The sequence below is a fragment of the Novosphingobium sp. PhB57 genome, from assembly GCF_004342985.1.
Taxonomy (GTDB): Bacteria; Pseudomonadota; Alphaproteobacteria; order Sphingomonadales; family Sphingomonadaceae; genus Novosphingobium.
Genome location: NZ_SMBO01000003.1, coordinates 82,254 through 100,284 on the forward strand (window position 1 = coordinate 82,254; position 18,031 = coordinate 100,284).

The 18,031-nt window shown below is 66.0% G+C and carries 12 protein-coding genes; 3 read left to right on the plus strand and 9 right to left on the minus strand.

Annotated features, from left to right (window positions below; genetic code table 11):
• Window positions 1-41: 41 nt before the first annotated feature.
• The 7 genes from EDF58_RS11205 to EDF58_RS11235 form a co-directional block, all read right to left on the minus strand.
• Complete coding sequence (locus EDF58_RS11205; protein ID WP_132265477.1) at window positions 42-1,514, minus strand: GH1 family beta-glucosidase; 1,473 nt, start codon at window positions 1,512-1,514, stop codon at window positions 42-44.
• Window positions 1,511-3,889, minus strand: coding sequence for a TIM-barrel domain-containing protein (locus tag EDF58_RS11210; protein ID WP_132265479.1), 2,379 nt, complete (start codon window positions 3,887-3,889; stop codon window positions 1,511-1,513). Before EDF58_RS11210 ends, EDF58_RS11205 begins: the two co-directional genes overlap by 4 nt.
• 97 nt (window positions 3,890-3,986) lie before the next feature.
• Window positions 3,987-5,615: an alpha-L-fucosidase gene (locus EDF58_RS11215; protein WP_132265481.1), complete on the minus strand. Its 1,629-nt coding sequence runs from the start codon at window positions 5,613-5,615 to the stop codon at window positions 3,987-3,989.
• On the minus strand, window positions 5,612-6,436 hold the full coding sequence (locus EDF58_RS11220) for an SGNH/GDSL hydrolase family protein (RefSeq protein WP_132265482.1): 825 nt from the start codon (window positions 6,434-6,436) through the stop codon (window positions 5,612-5,614). The genes EDF58_RS11215 and EDF58_RS11220 overlap by 4 nt, the downstream gene beginning before the upstream one ends.
• Entirely contained in the window at window positions 6,433-7,227 is a 795-nt protein-coding gene (locus tag EDF58_RS11225; protein WP_132265484.1) for a GDSL-type esterase/lipase family protein, read from the minus strand. The genes EDF58_RS11220 and EDF58_RS11225 overlap by 4 nt, the downstream gene beginning before the upstream one ends.
• Window positions 7,224-8,192, minus strand: coding sequence for an alpha/beta hydrolase (locus EDF58_RS11230; protein ID WP_132265485.1), 969 nt, complete (start codon window positions 8,190-8,192; stop codon window positions 7,224-7,226). The genes EDF58_RS11225 and EDF58_RS11230 overlap by 4 nt, the downstream gene beginning before the upstream one ends.
• The gene (locus EDF58_RS11235; protein ID WP_132265487.1) at window positions 8,189-8,977 is read right to left on the minus strand and encodes an IclR family transcriptional regulator; all 789 of its coding nucleotides are present in this window, start codon (window positions 8,975-8,977) and stop codon (window positions 8,189-8,191) included. Before EDF58_RS11235 ends, EDF58_RS11230 begins: the two co-directional genes overlap by 4 nt.
• Before the next feature lie 266 nt (window positions 8,978-9,243).
• Here EDF58_RS11235 and EDF58_RS11240 point away from each other — a divergent pair, with 266 nt between their 5' ends.
• The 3 genes from EDF58_RS11240 (at window position 9,244) to EDF58_RS11250 (ending at window position 14,134) form a co-directional block, all read left to right on the plus strand.
• Window positions 9,244-12,057 carry a TonB-dependent receptor gene (locus tag EDF58_RS11240; protein ID WP_132265488.1) on the plus strand — a complete coding sequence of 938 codons (2,814 nt, stop codon included), beginning with the start codon at window positions 9,244-9,246 and terminating at the stop codon, window positions 12,055-12,057.
• A gap of 95 nt (window positions 12,058-12,152) precedes the next feature.
• The gene (locus EDF58_RS11245) at window positions 12,153-12,497 is read left to right on the plus strand and encodes an L-rhamnose mutarotase (protein WP_132266159.1); all 345 of its coding nucleotides are present in this window, start codon (window positions 12,153-12,155) and stop codon (window positions 12,495-12,497) included.
• Between the two features lie 14 nt (window positions 12,498-12,511).
• Window positions 12,512-14,134, plus strand: a complete 1,623-nt coding sequence (locus EDF58_RS11250) for a DUF5597 domain-containing protein (protein WP_132265490.1) — start codon at window positions 12,512-12,514, stop codon at window positions 14,132-14,134.
• Between the two features lie 63 nt (window positions 14,135-14,197).
• Here the strand turns inward: EDF58_RS11250 and EDF58_RS11255 are convergent, their stop codons facing one another.
• Window positions 14,198-14,962, minus strand: a complete 765-nt coding sequence (locus EDF58_RS11255; RefSeq protein ID WP_132265492.1) for a ThuA domain-containing protein — start codon at window positions 14,960-14,962, stop codon at window positions 14,198-14,200.
• Window positions 14,959-18,006, minus strand: a complete 3,048-nt coding sequence (locus tag EDF58_RS11260) for a glycosyl hydrolase family 28-related protein (protein ID WP_132265494.1) — start codon at window positions 18,004-18,006, stop codon at window positions 14,959-14,961. The genes EDF58_RS11255 and EDF58_RS11260 overlap by 4 nt, the downstream gene beginning before the upstream one ends.
• Window positions 18,007-18,031: the final 25 nt, after the last annotated feature.

Here is an 18,031-nt window from a genome sequence, read left to right on the forward strand (position 1 = left end):
CGGTATCCCCGGCCGGACAGGACCGGCCGGGGGCGCGATAGTCAGACCAGCTTGTTGCTGCGGATCAGTTCGCGGTACCAGTCGGCGCTGAGCTTCGGCGTGCGCTTCTGGGTCTTGAAGTCGACGTGGTGGATCCCGAACAGCTTGGTATAGCCGTCCTCCCACTCGAAGTTGTCCATCAGGCTCCAGAGGAAGTAGCCGTCCACGGGATAGCCTTCCCTCACTGCCCGCTGGAGGTGGGTCAGGTAATTGCGCAAGTACATCACGCGGTCGGCATCGTAGACTTTGCCGTCCTGGGCCACGGGATCGTCGGCCGAGCAGCCGTTCTCCGAAATATAGAGCTTCTTCGGCTTCCACAGCTCGCTGACGGTGCGGATCGACCAGTACAGCGCTTCCGGGGTCACATAGAGCCAGGGTGAGGCCATGCGCGGCGAATTGGCGAGATGCGGCAGGATCTCGTAGCCGCTCGCCGTAGCAGCCGCTCGCACGGTGTTCGCGGTGTAGACGTTGAGCGAGACGAAATCGAGCGGGCTGCCGATCGCCTTCATGTCGCCTGCCTGCACCTTGGGCGCGTCCTTGCCCTGCGCGGCAAGGTAGCTGTCGATATAGCGCCCTTCCATGATCGCGGTGAGGAACATGGCGTTCTCCTCGCGCATGGCCTTCTTGGTCGCCTCGATGTGCTCAGGCGTTTCGATGGCGGGGACGAAGATGGTGGCGTTGTCGGCCAGGCCGACCTGGGTTCCGGCCCTGGCATGGGCGCGGATCGCCTGGACCCCGAGCCCGTGCGCAAGCACGCCGTGGTGCCGCACCTGGTTGACCTGATCCATCGGCAGCCGCAGCGCGGGGGCCTTGTTGCCGTTCCAGTAGGCAAGGTCAGTAAAGCAGCGCAGTTCGTTCACCGTCATGAAGTGCTTCACGCGGTCGGACGTCTTGCTGGCCATGAAGCCGGCATAGTCCGCGAAGGCAAGGGCGGTATCGCGCGATTGCCAGCCCCCCTGGAGGCCGGTGGGCAGGTCCCAGTGGAACAGCGTCATGTGCGGCTCGATGCCCGCGGCGAGCAGGCCATCGACAAGGCGGTTGTAGTAGTCGAGCCCCTTCTGGTTGGGCTTGCCCTTGCCGCTCGGGAAAATGCGCGACCAGGCCACCGAGAAACGGTAGGCCTTCACGCCCAGCGCCTTCAGCAGCGCGATATCCTCGGCATAGCGGTGATAGCTGTCGCAGGCGACATCGCCCGTGCCGCCGTCCGTCGTCTTGCCGGGGGTGTGCGCATACGTGTCCCAGACGGTCTCGCCGCGGCCGTCCTCCTTGACGCCGCCTTCGATCTGGTAGGCTGCGGTGGCGCAGCCCCAGATGAAGTCGGCAGGAAAGCCCAGCGGGTCCTGAGCCCCGCGATCCGTGCGCGGCCCCGTGCCGGGGGCGGAAGGTTGCGCGGAGGCGGGCCAGGCGCCCAGTGCCGTGCCGAGGCCTGCTGCTGCCAGCCCCAGCCCGAGTTCCCTGCGATTGATACCGGTCATTGTCCTGCTTCCTGTTCTGCCGTACCCGGCCCGATCACGCGCACCAGGCCGGAAACGGACTGGCCGGTGGGGAGCTTGCTTTTGCTCGTGAGCGTTCCGGCCGCCTGGTTCCACACCAGTTCGGCCTTGCGCCCGTCGCTCTTGCGATAGGCGTTCGTCGTACCGTCATCGTCGTAGAGCGTGAAGTGGCTGTCAGCGCCCGGATAGACCCGGATGCTTTCGATCGCCTGCTGCTCCGCCGTGCTCTTCACGGCCGCGCCCATCGGCACGATCGAGCCCGCCTTCACGAACAGCGGAATGCGGGAGATCGAGGCATCGACGTCCACGCTCTGTCCGCCTTCGAAGCGCTGGTTGGTCCAGTAATCGTACCAGGCGGTGCCGGCGGGGAGGTAGACCGACTTGCGGGTCTGCCCCTGCTCGGTGACCGGCGCCACCAGGAAGGCCGGGCCGAACATATATTCGTCGCCCAGCGTCGCGGCCTTGGGATCGTTCGGGAAGTCCATGAACAGCGCGCGCATGAAGGGCGCGCCGGTCTCGTAAGTGTGCCGTCCCAGGGAATAGATATAGGGCATGAGTGTGTAGCGCAGGCGCAGGTAGTCCGCGAGGATCGGCTCGGCGGCGGTGCCGTATTCCCAGATCGCCGTGGCTGGGCGCTGGCCGTGGATGCGCAAGGTGGGGGTGAAGACGCTGTACTGGAACCAGCGCACGAAGAGTTCCGGATAGTCCGGATAGTCGGGCGCCATGGCGGTCGCTCCGGCGGGATCGACCAGCACGGGATGTTCGGCTTTCGGACCGCTCGGCCACTGCCAGCCGCCGATGTCGCTGCCCCAATAGGCCAGGCCCGAGGCAGTGAAGTTCAGGCCGGTGGGGATCTGCCGGTGCAGGGCTTCCCAGGTGGACTTCACGTCCGAGGACCAGAACAGGCTGCCGGTGCGCTGCGAGCCGAGGTAGGCGGCGCGCGACAGGATCATGTTGCGCATGCCGGGCCGGTCGCGCGCAGAGCCTTCCGCCGCGCCCGAGGTGTGCACCAGCGGGAACAGGTTGTGATAGCGATCGCCCGATCCGATGGAGTAGAAATAGCCGTCCGGAATGAGATCGGGCTCGGTTTCATCCAGCCAGAGCCAGTCGAACCCCTGGCTAAGGATATTGTCGCGCACTTTGCCCCAGAACCACGCGCGGGCCTCGGGATTGGTGCTGTCGATCAGCGCACCGGCCCGGTCGAAGCGCATGGGCAATCCGTCCACGGGCTTGCCGTCCTTGTCCTTCAGGAACCAGCCCTTGCCCGCCAGCATGTCGAAGTAACGCGATTCCCGCTCGAAACGGGGCCAGACGCTGATGATGGAGCGCATGCCCATCGATTTCAGGGTGTCGTTCATGCCCTTCGGATCGGGGTAGTACGTCCGGTCGATGTCGAGCTGGCCCATGCGGGTCCAGTAGAACCAGTCCAGCACCATGACGTCGAGCGGATAGCCGCGCTGGCGATAGCCATTGGCGATGCCGAGCAGTTCCTGCTGACTTTCGTAGCGCGCCTTGCTCTGGATCAGGCCGAAGCCGGCCTTGGGCGGCAGCGGCGTGGCGCCGGTCAGCTTGGCGTAACCGGCATAAAGCTCGTCGCTGGTCTTGCCGGTGATGACGAAGAACGAGACGCGCTCACCCACTTGCGACTGGAAACGGGTGGTCGAATGAAGGCCCGGCCAGACCAGGGTGCGCGCCGGGTTGTCCCAGACGATGCCCCAGAGCTTGCCGTTGGCTTTGGTGGTGACGAGGAACGGCACGCAGACGGTTTCGCCCGCCGGCGCGTCATAGCTGTGCGAGCAGTCGATCTGGCGGCCCTTGAGATCGAGCGCGCCTTCCTGGTTCTGGCCGAGGCCGTAATAATGCTCGCCCGATACCGCCTCGAACGTGGCGCCGACCTTGAATGTCTTCTCGCCGTTGACGGTGACGGGGGCCATGTCCCAACCCGTCATCTTCGTCAGCAACTCCCCTTGGCCGTCGCGGATCGACAGGCTGACCGGCGGCAGCGAGGGCGCGAAATAGCGCTCCATCTGGCTCGGCGCCTTGGGCCAGGGCTTGGCATCGACCGTGAGGCTGAGCGCGGAGGATGCGAAGATGTCGCCGTCGGTGCCGGCGCTATGGTTCCACCCTGCGGCGTCCGGCGCGGCATTGGGGCCTTCGCCCGGCGCGGCTTCGGCCAGTTCGGGATCGAGAGCGATGGTCACGCGCACGATGTTGGGCGCATAGGGCTCCACGGCGACGCGCGTGCCGTTGCGGTCCAGCAATGCCATCGGCGCTGCCAGCGCGGGCATGGCCAGGCCGAGGCAGGCCGCGCCCGCAACGCTCGCCAGCGCGCCGGCTTTCATCGATCTGGCCTTCATCGATCTGGCCATTGTCGTTTGAGCCTTCATTCGGGCTTTTAGGCTTCCTGCGATCATTCCTCTTGTCCCCTGTTCGCCTGCAATGTCGTTTTGCAATTCAGATCAATCCACGCCCGTCGATACGGACGACCGGTACGAAGCCGCGGTGGCCGCGCGGCATTTCAAGATGGAGCCCTTGCCCGTCGCGGCGGTGAACCAGCGGTCCGCCGCCAAGCAGGGTCACCTGTTCGACCATCCCCGGTTCGCGGCCGGCAGCGAGCGTCGCGATCGTGACGTCGCCCTCCGGCTTGCCGAGCACCAGCGCGTAAAGCGCGCCCTTGTTGGTGGTGAAGCGAATGTCGCGCGCGGTGAAGGGTTTCGCCTTGTCCTCGCTCTGCATGCCCAGCACCGGACGGTTCGGGCCTTCGCCGTAATGGCGCCAGGGACGGGAGCCGAAGATCGCCTCTCCCCCGGTTTCCATCCACTCCGACATCTGGTCGAGTATCCGGTCTTCCTCGCTGTCGATCGAGCCGTCACCCGGCTGCGGAATCGACAGCAGCAGGTTGCCGTTCTTCGACACGACATCGGCCAGCCGCTGGATCACTTCCTCGGCGGTCTTGTAGCTTTTGTCGTTGAGGCGGGCGACGTTGTAGAACCAGTCGCCGATGCAGGTGTCGGTCTGCCAGGGTTCGTCCCAGATATGGTCGGTATAGCCGCGTTCGACGTCCTGGACCACGCCGAAGCGGGCCTCGGGCGAGAGCTGCTTGGCGGTCAGGACGACGTCGATCTTGCCGTGCCACTGGATCGAGCGGTTGTAGTAGTCCGCCGCCGCCTCCAGCCCAACGGGGCCGAACGGCAGTCCGTAGTCATCGAAATAGACCAGGTCGGGCCGGTACTTGTCGATGAGGTCGGTCTGGCGCAGCAGCCAGCGGGTGACATAGGCGGGATCGTCCTTGGGGCCGGTCTCGATCCATTGGCCGTCGTTCGCCTCGTGCCAGGCGTTCATCGCGGCGATGCTGTCGATCCCGTCAGGCATGACGGCGTGACCGCCGGTATAGAGTTCCTGCGGGTCGAGCCCGTCCCACCACTGGCCCTTGCCATCGGCCTTGCGCAGGCTGAAGGCATCGTAGCGGCGGCCCTTATCCGGTCCGGTCGGGTCGTAGCCATAGGCGGTCTGGTACCAGTGCCAGGCGTGGGCGGCGTGATTGGAGACGCCGAAGCGCAGCCCGGCCCGGCGCGCGGCTTTCTCCCAGATGCCCACCACGTCCTTGCGCGGGCCGACGCGCAGGCTGTTCCAGGCGTGGTAGCGGCTGTCGTAGCAATCCAGGTTGTCATGGTGGCAGGCGAGGGCGACGAAATACTTGGCGCCGGCCTTCTTGTAGCGCTCCACCAGCGCTTCCGGCTGCCAGCGTTCCGCCGTCCAGCGGTTCTGGATGTCCTTCATCCCCTCGACCGAGGGATGGCCGTAAGTCTTGAGGTGATGTTCGTACATCGGGTGGCCCTGCATGTACATGAAGCGGCCGTACCAGTCCCCCTGCTGCGGAACCGATTGCGGCCCCCAGTGCGCCCAGAGGCCCAGCTTCGCGTCCCGGAACCAGTCGGGATAGCGGTAGTTCGCCACCAGCGAGGGCCAGTTGGCCTGCACCGGCCCGGGCGTCGTGCCCATGGCGCTGGCGGCACGCGCGGTGCGGGCGAGGCCCAGCGCCGCGGCGCCGGCCAGGAAGGAGCGTCGCTTGAGGTCCATCATTTGGGGGCTCCCGAAGTTCCGGTAATGGCGGCGGCAATGGCGGCAAGGGCCAGCGGGCGCATGACGGCATAGCCTTCCGGCGTGGGATGAACGCCGTCGCTGGCAAGGCCCGGCTTCATGGCGCCGTCCGGCTGGGCCATGGCCCGGTGGTAGTCGACATAGCCGAAGTGGTTGATGCGGGCATAGGCGGAGAGCCGCCTGTTCATCTCGTCCACCTGAGGCGCGGGCAGCTTGCCCGGGCTCCAGGGAAAGGCGGCGGCGGGGGGAACGGAGGCGATGATCACCTTGATCCCGTGCGCACGGGCCAGTTCCGCCATGCTCTGGATATTGCCCATGACCGTGTCGATCGTCGCCGCGCCGGTATTGCCCGCGATGTCGTTGGTGCCGGCCATGATGTGCACGGTTTCGGGCTTCAGGTCGACGACGTCCTGGCGGAAGCGCACCAGCATCTGCGCGGTGGTCTGGCCGCTGATGCCGCGATCGACGATGCCGCCGGTGAAGAATTGCGGATCGGCGTTGATCCAGTTGTCGGTGATGGAATCGCCCATGAAGACGACCCGGACCTTCTGCCCCGCCAGCGCCCGGTTCGCCTCTGCATAGCGGCAGAGCTGCCCGAAATCGCGGGTCAGCATGTGGAGGTTCCAGAGTTGCCAGCCGGCGGCATCCGCAGGTGCGGGATGGACCGGGCAGGGATCGGCGACGATGCCGACCGGGTCCTCGGCGTGGGGATCTCCCGGCACGCGCGTTTCCGCGGCGGCAGGGTGGGCAAGGCAGAAACCCAGTGCCAGCGCGGCGACCGGGAGCAGGCGGCTCGTTTTCATTTCTTGCCTTTCAGGGCCTTTTCGATGGCGCGCTGGGCGATTGGCGCCATCACTGCATAGCCGTTGTCGAGCGGATGGACGCCGTCTTCGGTGAAGCGCGCCGCCATCAGGCCGTCACGGTCGGCCATGGGGGTGTGGTAGTCTGCGAAGCCGTATTTCCGCCGGGTGCAGAAGGCGCGAAGCCAGGCATTGAGCGCCAGAATTTCCTTCGGATCGCGCTCCTTGACGACGTCTTTCGCTGCCGGGGTATAGTTGTTCACCGGGAGCAGGGCGCCGAACACGACCTTGATCCCGTGGCGATCCGCCAGGTCGGCCAGGGCCTCCCAATTCGTCTCGATCTGTTCGGGCGTCTCGTGCTGGAGGAAGCCCTGGATGTCGTTGATCCCCGCCAGAATGACGACCGCAGACGGCTTCAGCGCGACCACGTCCTGATGGAAACGCAGGACCATCTGCGCGGTCACCTGGCTGCCGATGCCGCGATTGACGTAAGGCTTGCCGGGAAAGCTGGCCGTCAGGTTCCAGCGATCGGTGATGGAATCGCCCAGGAAGACCACGCGCTTTTCGCCGGGGCGCGGTGCGGGAAGGGCCGCGTTGGCGGGGGCATAGAGATAGCGCTCGCCGAAGTCCTGCATCAGGCTGGGCACGAGCTTCGCGCGGAACGGCCCGAGCCACTGGCCCCAGTCCTTTTCCTCCACGGTCCTGCGCTCGGGAGAGCTTTGGTATTGCTGCGCCGCCGCCTGGGCAGAAGCGAGGCCCGCAACCAGCGCCAGGGCGGCAATGCCTGCCCTCACGACGCGGTCACTCCGTGCGTGGCGGCGAAACTGGTGAAAAGCGAAGGCCAGGCGGCTGCCTGCATGGTTGCGGGCAGGCGAACGCCGAAGCCATGGCCGCCGTTCTCGAAGATGTGCAGGGCGCTCGCCCGTTTGGCTTCCTGCAGGGCCTGGAACAGGGCGATGCTGTTGGCGGGCGGCACCAGACCGTCATCGGCCGCATGGACCAGGAACGTCGGGCAGGTCGCGCCGTCGACGCGCTCTTCCACCGAACGGGCCTTCTGCATGGCGGGGGTGGAACCCGGTCCGAGCAGGTTGTCCCGCGAACCGACATGCGTGAAGGGCGCGAGCAGGCTGACGACGGGATAGACCAGACCGGCCACTTGCGGCGCGGCGCTCTGGCTGTCGGCCTGATCGACCGGCTGGTAGACGCGCTCGGAATGCCGGGTGGCGAGCGATCCGGCCAGGTGGCCGCCCGCGGAAAAGCCGAGCACGCCCACTTTGCCGGGATCGATGCCGAACCGGCTCGCGCCGGCGCGGATCAGGCGCATGGCGCGCTGGGCATCCTGCAAGGGAACGTCCTCGCGTTTGCTCCAGCCTTCGCCGGGGAGCCTGTAGAGCAGGATGAAGGCCGTCACGCCCCTGGCATTGAGCCAGGCCGCCTGGCTCGTGCCTTCGTTGTCGTAGGACAGAAAGCCATAGCCGCCGCCCGGCACGATCAGCATGGCGCTGCCGTTGGGCCGGGCCGGACGCTTCACCACCAGGACGGGCCGGTCGATCCCCGTCACCCAGCGATCGGGCTTTGCGGGGTCCCTGGACTGGTCCGCCACCTTGCGGTGGATCGGCGCGGCAGGCGCACCGGGCGCCGCGCCGGGCCAGAGCGGCACGACTTCGTCCTGGGCGCTGGTCTGCGCACGCGCCAGGCGTGGCAGGATGGTCAGCGCGGCCGCGGCGGCCAGCGTGGTGCGGCGGGTGAACTGGGTCACGGGGTCTGCTCCTGAAGCTCCGGGGATGTCCATTGGCGGATCGGGGACATGGCATTGCCGATCGCGGCCGCTGCCTGGCGCACGCTGGCGCTGCATTCCTCGATCGTGGTCTTGCTGGCAGGCCCGGCTACGAACGGCACGGTGAGCGCGGCGCGCGCGATCCCGCCGAACAGGATGGGGGCCGAAAGGTCGGTGATCCCGGTCAGCATCGGGCTGGGCTCGCTGGCGCCGCCGGCAGCGGCCACCTTTTCGAGCCTGGCGATCAGCTCGTCCTCATCGAAGGCCGGGTTTGCGCTGCGGATGTCGCCCAGCATGGCGGCGCGCGACTCGGCCGACTGGAAGGCGAGCAGGATGCGGCCGGAGTTCGAGAGATGCAGCGGACGGCGATAGCCGACCCTGACCGCGAATCCCGAAAGTCCCGGCGCTTCGATCGCGATGATGACGATCATCTCGGCACCCGATGCGACGGCGAGATGGCAGCTCTGGCCCACGCCGCGGGCCAGCTCCTGCATGACCGGAAGCGCGGTGGAGGCCAAGTCGCGGATCGGCGGTTGGCTCATGCCCAGCGCGAACAGCCGGTTGGTCAGCCGGTAGCCGTCCTCGGCCCGCGCGATGTAGCCGTGCTCTTCCAGCACCTGCAACATTCGAAATATTTCACTGACCGAACGGCCCAGCGCCGCCGATATGTCCGACATGATCAGTGGCTCGCTCGAACCTGCCAGAAGTTCGAGGATTTCCAGCCCCTTTTTCAGCGCGGGCGCCTGATAGCGCGTCTTGCCGTCCATCGATCCTCTCCGATCCCTTGCCCGCCCCTTATTCGCCGAGGGAGCGCGGAATTTCCATGTGCCATCGACCACAATCCACATATGAAATCAATTTTTATATTTCACAATGTGTCAATTGCGAGTAATGAGTCGCTCGTCGTCACCGCGCTCGTGCGGACAAGGCGAAGCAGGATCGGGAACGGGCAAGGTCGGTAACGGGCCAAGGCCGCCCGGCGATGCGACTTTTGAGGATGTGCTCCGCCGAGGAGCCAGGGAGAGGGAAGTCCATGAGGACGATTGATCAGGCATCGCGCCGTGCGCGTCTGCTTACGGGTATTTCGGTTGCAACCGTCGCTCTGGGCGTGATGTCGCCTGCCAGCGCTCAGGACGCTTCGGGCGTGGAAGCCGCCGCGCCGCAGGATGCGGAAGGCCAGGCCGGAGACATCGTCGTGACCGGCGTGCGCGCGAGCCTCAGCAACGCGCAGTCGATCAAGCGCAACTCGGACGTGATCGTCGATTCCATCGTGGCGGAAGACATCGGCAAGCTGCCTGACCGCAACGTGGCCGAAGCGCTTCAGCGCATCACCGGCATCCAGATCCAGCGCAGCTTCGGCGAAGGCAGTTCGGTCTCCATCCGCGGCCTCAGCCAGGTGCGCACCGAAGTGAACGGCCGCGACGTGTTCACGGCAAACGGCGGCCGCAACCTCAGCCTCGAAGACGTGCCTTCCGAGCTTCTGGCCGGCGTGGACGTCTACAAGAACCCCTCGGCCGACCAGATCGAAGGCGGCATCGGCGGCCTGATCAACTTGCGCACGCGCAAGCCCTTCGACTTCGACGGGTTCAAGGCCTCGGCCAGCGCCAGCATCAACTATTACGATCTCTACGGAAAATCGACGCCGCAGGCCAACCTGCTGCTCTCCGATCGCTGGAATACCGGCATCGGCGAAATCGGCGTTATGGTGGACTTCGCCTACCAGAAGACCGCGTTCCGCCAGGACCAGATCTCCAGCCAGCCGTTCTACGAACTGGACCAGTCACTGGATGCGAACGGCAATCCGAACAACGCCACCGACTATGCCGTGGCATCCGGTCTCGGCCGCCTGGGCAAGGACACCTACCTGCCGCACGGCGTGGGCATCGGTCAGTACCTGGGCGATCGCCGCCGCTTGGGCGTGGACGCGGCGATCCAGTGGAAGCCGACCGACACCCTGCTCGTCACGGGCGAATATGTGCGCTCGGACTACAAGTTCCAGTACGGCGACTACAGCTTCTTCGCCTATACCGGCAACAATCCGATCACGCCGGACTATACCCAGCCGTTCACCTTTGATGACGACGGCAATTTCCGCAGCGGCACTTTCGCCAGCGTTCCCATCGATTCCAACACCAGCCTCGAGCGCCGCAAGTCGGTCACCAACGACTTCTCGCTCAACCTGAAGTGGACGCCGACCAACAACCTGTCGGTCAACGGCGACTTCCAGTACATTCGCGGCACCACGGACGGCCAGCGCTCGATCGTCATCCTGCACTCCAATGCGGAGCGGCTCTATCAGGTGGTCGGCAGCGGCGTGCCGACGATGGACATCCTGCCCGACAACGATCCCAGCAACGGCAACGGCTCCGTCACCGACGTGGCCAATTACGCCCCGCTGGGCGGCGGGTACCTGGACCACATCGATCACTCGGTGGGCAAGGAATACGCCGGGCGCCTCGATGCGGAATACCGCTTCGACAACAGCATCCTGCGCTCGATTTCGGCAGGCCTGCGCTATACCGACCGTTCCGCGGTCACCGATTCCAGCACTTACGCCTATTACGGCACGAGCGCGCTGGCCGATAACCTCTATGAGGTCCACCCGTTCCGCGGCGATCTCTATCGCGGCTATCAGGGCGTGCCGGACGGCGGCGTGTTCTTCAGCCGCGGGATCGTGCTCGACTACGACGCCACCCGCCAGGCGCTGGCGCCTTATGTCAGCGATTCCCAGCGCCAGTCGCTGCTTGACGGCGTGAGCTACGTCCCCAGCGACCGCAACACCCAGGGCGAGAAGACTTATACCGCCTATGGTCTGGCCAAGTTCGACTTCGCCGACGCCGGCTTCCCGCTGGACGGCAATATCGGCGTCCGCGTGATCAAGACCAAGGTTTCAACCGACGGCTTCATCGTCCAGACCCCCCAGGTCATCATCGACGGCCAGCCGGGCAACGGCCCGATCTCCTACGTGGCGCTGGGGGTGAATTCCAACTACACCAAGGCGCTGCCGAGCCTGAACCTGCGCTATCACTTCAATGACAAGTTGCAGCTCCGCCTGGCCGCGTCGAAGGGCCTGACGCGCCCCGACTTCTCGCAGCTGAACCCCAACATCAATATCGTCGAGTTCAATTCCGGCAGCGGCCTGCGCACCGCCTCCAGCGGCAATCCTTTCCTGAAGCCGCTGGAAGCCAAGCAGTTCGACGCCTCGCTCGAATGGTACTTCTCCCAGACCGGCTCGCTCTACGGCGCGGCGTTCTACAAGAAGGTGGACGGCTTCATCGCCAACATCACCAGCACCGAGACGTATGACTTCGGCAATGGTCCCTTCACCGTCGACGTCACGCGCCCGCTCAATGGCGACAACGGCAAGATCAAGGGCTTCGAGATCGGTGGCAACACCTTCTTCGACTTCCTGCCCGGCATATGGTCCGGCTTCGGTGTCCAGGCGAACTTCACTTACGTGGACAGCAAGGCGCCGAGCCCCGACGCGGCCGACAACGAAGGCAACAAGCTGTCGGTGCCGCTCGAACTGCTCTCGAAGTACAGCTACAACCTGATCGGCTTCTACGATCGGGGGCCGCTCTCGGCCCGCGTGGCCTACAACTGGCGCAGCAAGTACGTGGTGACCACGCGTGGCAACGGCAGCGGCAATCTGCCGATCTTCAATGACGCGCGCGGCCAGCTTGACGCCTCGATCACCTACACCGTGACGCCGAACTTCGCGTTGACGGTGGACGGCGTGAACCTGACCAATACGGAGAACCGCACTTATTACGGTATCGCCAGCAGGCCGCAGTCGAACGTTCTGAACGATCGCCGCGTCAGCCTGACGGCACGCCTGACCTACTGATCCGGCTTGCTGCGGCCGCCTCGCTTGCTATCCCGCAGGCGAGGCGGCCGCTCATGACGCCGGCCGCCGGCGATGCCACGGAAGAGGGGAAGGCGATGCGACAGGTCTTGCTGATAGATCTTGCGGACGAAGCCGAAGCCATCGCGCGCTATGAGGCCTGGCATGCGGCGGGCGCGGTGCCGGAGGCGGTCGTGCAGAGCATTCGCACCGCGCGGATCCGCGACATGGAGATCTACCGCACCGGGAACCGGCTGGTCATGGTCATGGAGACCGAGCCCGGCTTCGATCCGGCCGAGAAGGCGGCCGCCGATGCTGCGGACCCGGCCGTGCAGGCCTGGGAGCAATTGATGGACCAGTTCCAGCGTCCGCTTGCCTGGGCCGCCGCCGACAGCAAATGGACGGCGGCCAGCCGCATCTTTTCCCTTCAAGAACAGCCCTGAGGACGACCCGCACGATGCGATCTTCTGCAATCCTGCTGGCCAGCGCCATGCTCTCCGTCACGGCTGCCCCGGCACTGGCCCAGGAGGGCGAGGTCCCGCATATCGAGACGCGCCAGGGACGCCATGCCCTGATCGTCGACGGGGCACCGTTCCTGATGCTGGCGGGGCAAGTCAACAACAGCTCCAATTATCCCAAGCCGCTGCAGACCGCCTGGCCGGTGCTGGACCGGATCGGCGCGAACACGGTGGAAGTGCCCGTCGCCTGGCAGCAACTGGAGCCGCGCGAGGGGCAGTTCGATTTCAGCTTCGTCCAGGCCCTGCTCGACCAGGCGCGCAGCCATGACAAGCGCGTGGTCCTGCTGTGGTTCGGTGCCTGGAAGAACACGGGCCTCGCCTATACGCCTGATTGGGTGAAGGTGGACAATCGGCGCTTCCCGCGGATGAAGAAGCCGGATGGCAGCGACCACGATGTCCTGACGCCGCACAGCGCGGAAACGCTGCGCGCGGACAAGCGGGCCTTCCTGGCGCTCATGACTTATGTGCGGGACCACGATCCGCAGAACACCATCGTCATGGTCCAGCCCGAGAACGAGGTCGGAAGCTACCGCAATCCCCGCGATTACGGGGCAGCGGCGCAGAAGCTGTTTGCAGGCGCCGTGCCGCAAGCACTGACGCGGCGGCTTGGCGGCCGCTCGGGCACCTGGAGCCAGGTCTTCGGCAACAAGGCGGACCGGGCCTTCAACACCTGGTTCACGGCGCGCTACATCGAGGAACTGGCGGCGGCGGGCAAGGCGATCAAGCCGCTGCCGATGTACGTCAACGCCGCACTGGCCGACCCGTTCAAGGAGCCGGATCCGCAAAGCGTCGCCAGCGGCGGGCCGCAGGGCGATGTCCTCGACATCTGGAAGGCGGCGGCGCCTTCGCTCGATTTCGCGGCGCCTGACATCTATGACCGCAAGAGCCGCAATGTCCTGAAGCACCTCGATCTCTACACCCGGCCGGACAACGCGCTGATGGTGCCGGAAATCGGCAATGCGCGCGAATACGCCCGGTACTTCTGGCCGGCGCTGGGGCGCGGCGCCATCGGGTTCTCGCCGTTCGGCATGGACGGCAGCGACTATTTCAACTTCCCGCTCGGCGCCAAGAGCTTCGACGAGGCCACGCTGGACGCCTATGCCGCGAAGTACCGCGTGCTGTCGGAGGCGATGCGGCCCTGGGCGAAGATCGCCTTCGAGCATCCGACCTGGGGTGCCGCCAAGCCCGATGACGGCGCGGCGCAGGAGATGACCATGGGCAGCTGGCAGATCACGGCCAGCTTCGGCCAGTGGCAGTTCGGCCAGCGCGAATGGTTCCCCGATGCCGACCTTCCGGCCTGGGCCTCGGAGCCAGTCGGCGGCATCGCCGTCGCGCAGCTTTCGGCCGACACGTTCCTGCTGACGGGCGATCACGCCCGAGTGTCGTTTGCACCGGCAGCGGGCAGCCCGCCGAACGGCATGGTCCTCAGGATCGAGGAAGGGCACTTCGCCAAGGACGATTGGGTTACGGACCGGGTGTGGAACGGGGACCAGACCGATTACGGCATCAATCTCACCGCGCGGCCCGTGTGGCTGAAGGTCACGATGGGGCGCTACAGGTAAGAAGGCGCCTGCGCTAAGCCCTGGGTAAGAGCGGGGACTTCGCGTCTCCGCGGAAGCGCGTTCTCAGCGTTGCTGGCCCAGCCCGGTGGCGGCCCAGTAGATCCCGCCCATCAGGTGCGCGAGGTATTGCGGCTCGCGGTAGGCCTCCCCGCTATGGCCCAGCGTGGTGACGAAGACGCGGCCCTTTTCGAAACGGTGATACCAGGCGACAGGGTGGTCCCCCATCGGTTTCGCGACTTGTCCCGGCCAGATGCGGGTGGGGTCGTAGCTCGTTTCGTCGACACGCAGCACCGGCTCGATCCTGATCCCGTGCGGATTGGTCAGCACATAGTATTCATCGCTCCATATCCAGCGCGAAGGCAGGCCGAAGGTTGCCGGGAATCCGGGATCGGCGGCGGTGACAACGCCCGTCTGCAGCATCGGGTGATTGACGAAGCTGCGGCCGACCAGCTTCTCATACCAGGGCCAGTTCCCCGGCGGCATGATGAGCGCGCGGTGGACGACGATGGCATTGCCGCCGCCGCGCATGTAGCTTTCGAAGTTCTGGCGCTGGGCCGGGTTCAGTTCCTCGCCCGGGGTGTTGAGGAACATGACCGCGGCATAGCGCTGCAGGTCGCCTTCGAAGACTTTGGGATCGTTGGTGTACGTCAGGTCGAAATCGTGAAGCCGGGCAAGATGCTCCAGGCTGTCGCGCGCGATCGGGATATACTCGTAATGGTACTTGTTCGGGATCGCGAGGACGAGCAGCCGGTACTGCGCTTCTGCCCATGCGCTCGCCGGGCAGGCGAGCGCGAGCAGGAGCAGCAGCGCCCGGATCAGGCGCGTCACCGGCCGGTCCGCGCGGCATAGAGGGCGTGGTGCGTCAGGATGTAGAGCGTCTTGCCGTCCTCGCCGCCGAACACCAGTTGCAGCGGCCGCTCGGGCACGTCGATCCGTCCAACCTCCTGCCCTTCTGGCGAGTAGACGAAGACTTGCCCGTTGGCCACGTAGACCCGGCCCTGCGCATCGCTGGCAACGCCTTCTCCGCCGCGCTCGGCAAAGGGCTTGAGGCCGGTGACGGCGCCTTCCGCGCCGACCACGCCGCTATACGTGCGGTTTTCCGAGGCGTTGGTCAGGAACACGCGCGTGCCGGGCTTGCCCTGGATGAAGCCGTAGCTGTCCAGCGAGTCCGAGAAGCGCAGGCCCCGGTGATCGGCCGGACCCTGGGCGAACACGCGCCAGGCGGGAAGGACCACGCTGCCATCGGGCGAGGCATATTCCTCGGCCTTGGGCAGCGCCATGTTGCGCGTGAACATCTCGGCAAGCGTGGTGAAAGCGTAAGTCTTCGGGTCGATCTGATCCTTGAACTCGCCGTTGATCCACCAGTTGACCGGCAGCACCGTTGCGGCATTGCCCGACTTGCCCGCCGGTCGGGGCGCGATCACTGTCAGCTCGGTGTCGGGCGAACCCGGCTTGAGGCTGTAGACGGTGCCGTTGCGCCCGAACGAGGACAGCACAAGCAGGTTGCCCGAGCGGTCGACCGTCAGGTTCACCGGATCGAGCGCGGCATCGCGCACGATTTCCAGCTTGCCGCTGTCCGACCAGCTCCAGATCCGCTGGAACTGGCGGTCGATGAAATAGAGCTTGCCTTGCGCGTCTACGGCGCCTCCGCCGATGGAGTGGAATCCGTCTGCCAGTTTCTCGATGCGGGCGCCTTCGAACGTGACGGGTGCGACGGGCTGGGGGGCGGCCCTGACGTCCAGCACCGCGAATTCGCGTTCGCGCACGTCCAGCCCATGCGTCACGTCGCGCAAGGCATTCTCGAAGGGGAACTTGGTGAGGCGAAGGAACGTGGCGCAGCCGTTCTCGTCGCAAGTCCCGACGCCGCTCTCGGCATTGACGTGGACGTTGCGGAAACGGATGTCCTGCGAATTGTAGAGCGTGATGGCGGCCGGGGCCGCCTTGCGCGTGCGGGTGACGCGGTAGGCGTGGAGATTGGCGACCAGGATATTGCTGGAATTGCGGATTTCCAGCGCCACCGCATCGCCGCTTTCGCCGGCTTCGCCTTCGGTCTGTGGAGCCAGCAGTTCCCAGTTCGAGACGCGGTTGAGCCCGATCTCGGTGCGGACGTGGTGCTCCACCGAGGCCTGGATCAGGCGGCCGGGCGTGGTCGTGTCGGAAATCAGGATGCCGGGGTGCGCGAAAGTGCTGGGGCTCCAGATATTGGCGAAAGTACCGCCGCCGCCCTGGGTCACCCAGAGGCTGGCGTACTGGCCGTCCCAGCGACGCGCGGCATCGGGATCGGCCGTCGCGTTGTTGTTGTAGGGATCCATCCGTGTGCCGTCGAAGCGGTTGGTGCCGTGGCCGCCCTGGAACTTCACGTCGTTCACCATCGAGCGTGCCCCCGCTTTCCACAGCAGGGCGGCGGCGCGCGGGTTGTTGCCGTTGGCATTGAGACCGATGCCGGCGACGATGGCGTCTCCGCCCGAGGCGCTCTCCACCAGCGCCTTCGGCGCGCCGACGCCGGCGTAGCCGGGAGATCCGTCCGGCAGGACGATCTGCGTCAGGCTGGGATGAAGGCCCAGCAGCACGGTATCGGGCCGCAGCCGCAGGGTGTCGCTGACCTTGTAGAAGCCGGAAGGCAGGTAGACCACGCGGTGCGTGTCGATGGCCTTCTGAAGCGCGGCGGTGTCGTCGCTCTGATTGTCTCCCTTCGCACCGAGACTGCGGGCGTTCACCCAGTCGGAGACCGGCGGCAGCGCGCGGATGGCGAGGGCGGACGGCGCGGGCAGGGCGGAGAGCGGCTCGGCATCCACTTGGGTGCGATAGGCGCCCATCTGCCCGAACGCCGGCAGCGTCAGCCCGTGAGTGAATGAGGAAACCTTGTAGGTCTCTCCCTTGCCCGCGACCGTCTTTCCGCTTTCGCGGAAGCGCGCGAAGACCGGGGTATGCGTGGCCACCGCGTTCTGGAAGCCGATCTGGGTATAGACGTTGTTCTCGTTGGAAATCAGCACGCCAGCCTTGGAGACATTCTCGAAGCGGACATCCTGGCCCCAGAGCCAGTCGCCGTAGCCGCGGTCGATCTCGATGCCCACCGGCGTGTCGCGGATGGAGACGTTGAGCAGGGTCAGCCCCGCTTCGTGCTCGCGGATCGCCGCATCGCGCTGGCCTTCGAAAGTGGCGTCCACCAGGGCGAAGGGCCAGGCGGGGGAGGGCTTCTCCGCCAGGATGCCGTAGCGGCCGCCGCGGAAGTGCAGGTCTTCGGCCTCGTTGGCGACGTGATAGAGCCCCGCGAGGCCGGAGCCGATGTCGAAATCGACATGGCTGACGAAGCTGTGCTGGGCGGAGTGGAAGCGGATGGCGGTGGCGGCCGGATTGCCGTCCATGATGCGGAAGTCGATATTGCCGAGCGCGGAGTAGAACGTGCCGGGGTTGGCGTCCGGAATGTCCTTGTTGAAGGGCACGCTGCCGGGCGGGGCGAAGGCGACGGGGCGAGCATCCTTGGGGTCCCGCTCGCGGCGTCCTCCAGCAAACATCACCATGTGGCCCACGCCCTTCTGGAAGCCGGGCGTGCGCGGACCGAGCACGATCGTCGGCCGCTTTTCGCCGATGCCGAAGATGCGCACGCCGGGCCAGAGGAAGATGGTGCGGCTGATGCGGTAGGTGCCGGCGGGCAAGAACACGATGCCGCCGCCGCCCTTTTCGGCGGCGGCGTCGATGGCCTGCTGGATCGCGGCCGTATCATCGGCACGGCCATCGGCCTTGCCGGATACGGTGAAGGCACCGGGTTCATCGGGAGCTGCGGTGTAGACCGAGGGCGAGGCGTAGGCGGGCTGGATCGCTACAAGGGAGGCCAGCAGGGCCGTCGAGGCGCCGATCGGTCCACGTTTCATGTCAATTCTCTCCGGGTTTCAAGGC

Excerpts from the sequence above, each read along its gene's own strand:
- EDF58_RS11220 (WP_132265482.1), bottom strand. The coding sequence starts at position 6,436 with ATGAAAACGAGCCGCCTGCTCCCGGTCGCCGCGCTGGCACTGGGTTTC.
- EDF58_RS11205 (WP_132265477.1), bottom strand. The coding sequence starts at position 1,514 with ATGACCGGTATCAATCGCAGGGAACTCGGGCTGGGGCTGGCAGCAGCA.
- EDF58_RS11245 (WP_132266159.1), top strand. The coding sequence starts at position 12,153 with ATGCGACAGGTCTTGCTGATAGATCTTGCGGACGAAGCCGAAGCCATC.
- EDF58_RS11240 (WP_132265488.1), top strand. The coding sequence starts at position 9,244 with ATGAGGACGATTGATCAGGCATCGCGCCGTGCGCGTCTGCTTACGGGT.
- EDF58_RS11210 (WP_132265479.1), bottom strand. The coding sequence starts at position 3,889 with ATGAAGGCCAGATCGATGAAAGCCGGCGCGCTGGCGAGCGTTGCGGGC.
- EDF58_RS11215 (WP_132265481.1), bottom strand. The coding sequence starts at position 5,615 with ATGATGGACCTCAAGCGACGCTCCTTCCTGGCCGGCGCCGCGGCGCTG.
- EDF58_RS11260 (WP_132265494.1), bottom strand. The coding sequence starts at position 18,006 with ATGAAACGTGGACCGATCGGCGCCTCGACGGCCCTGCTGGCCTCCCTT.
- EDF58_RS11235 (WP_132265487.1), bottom strand. The coding sequence starts at position 8,977 with ATGGACGGCAAGACGCGCTATCAGGCGCCCGCGCTGAAAAAGGGGCTG.
- EDF58_RS11250 (WP_132265490.1), top strand. The coding sequence starts at position 12,512 with ATGCGATCTTCTGCAATCCTGCTGGCCAGCGCCATGCTCTCCGTCACG.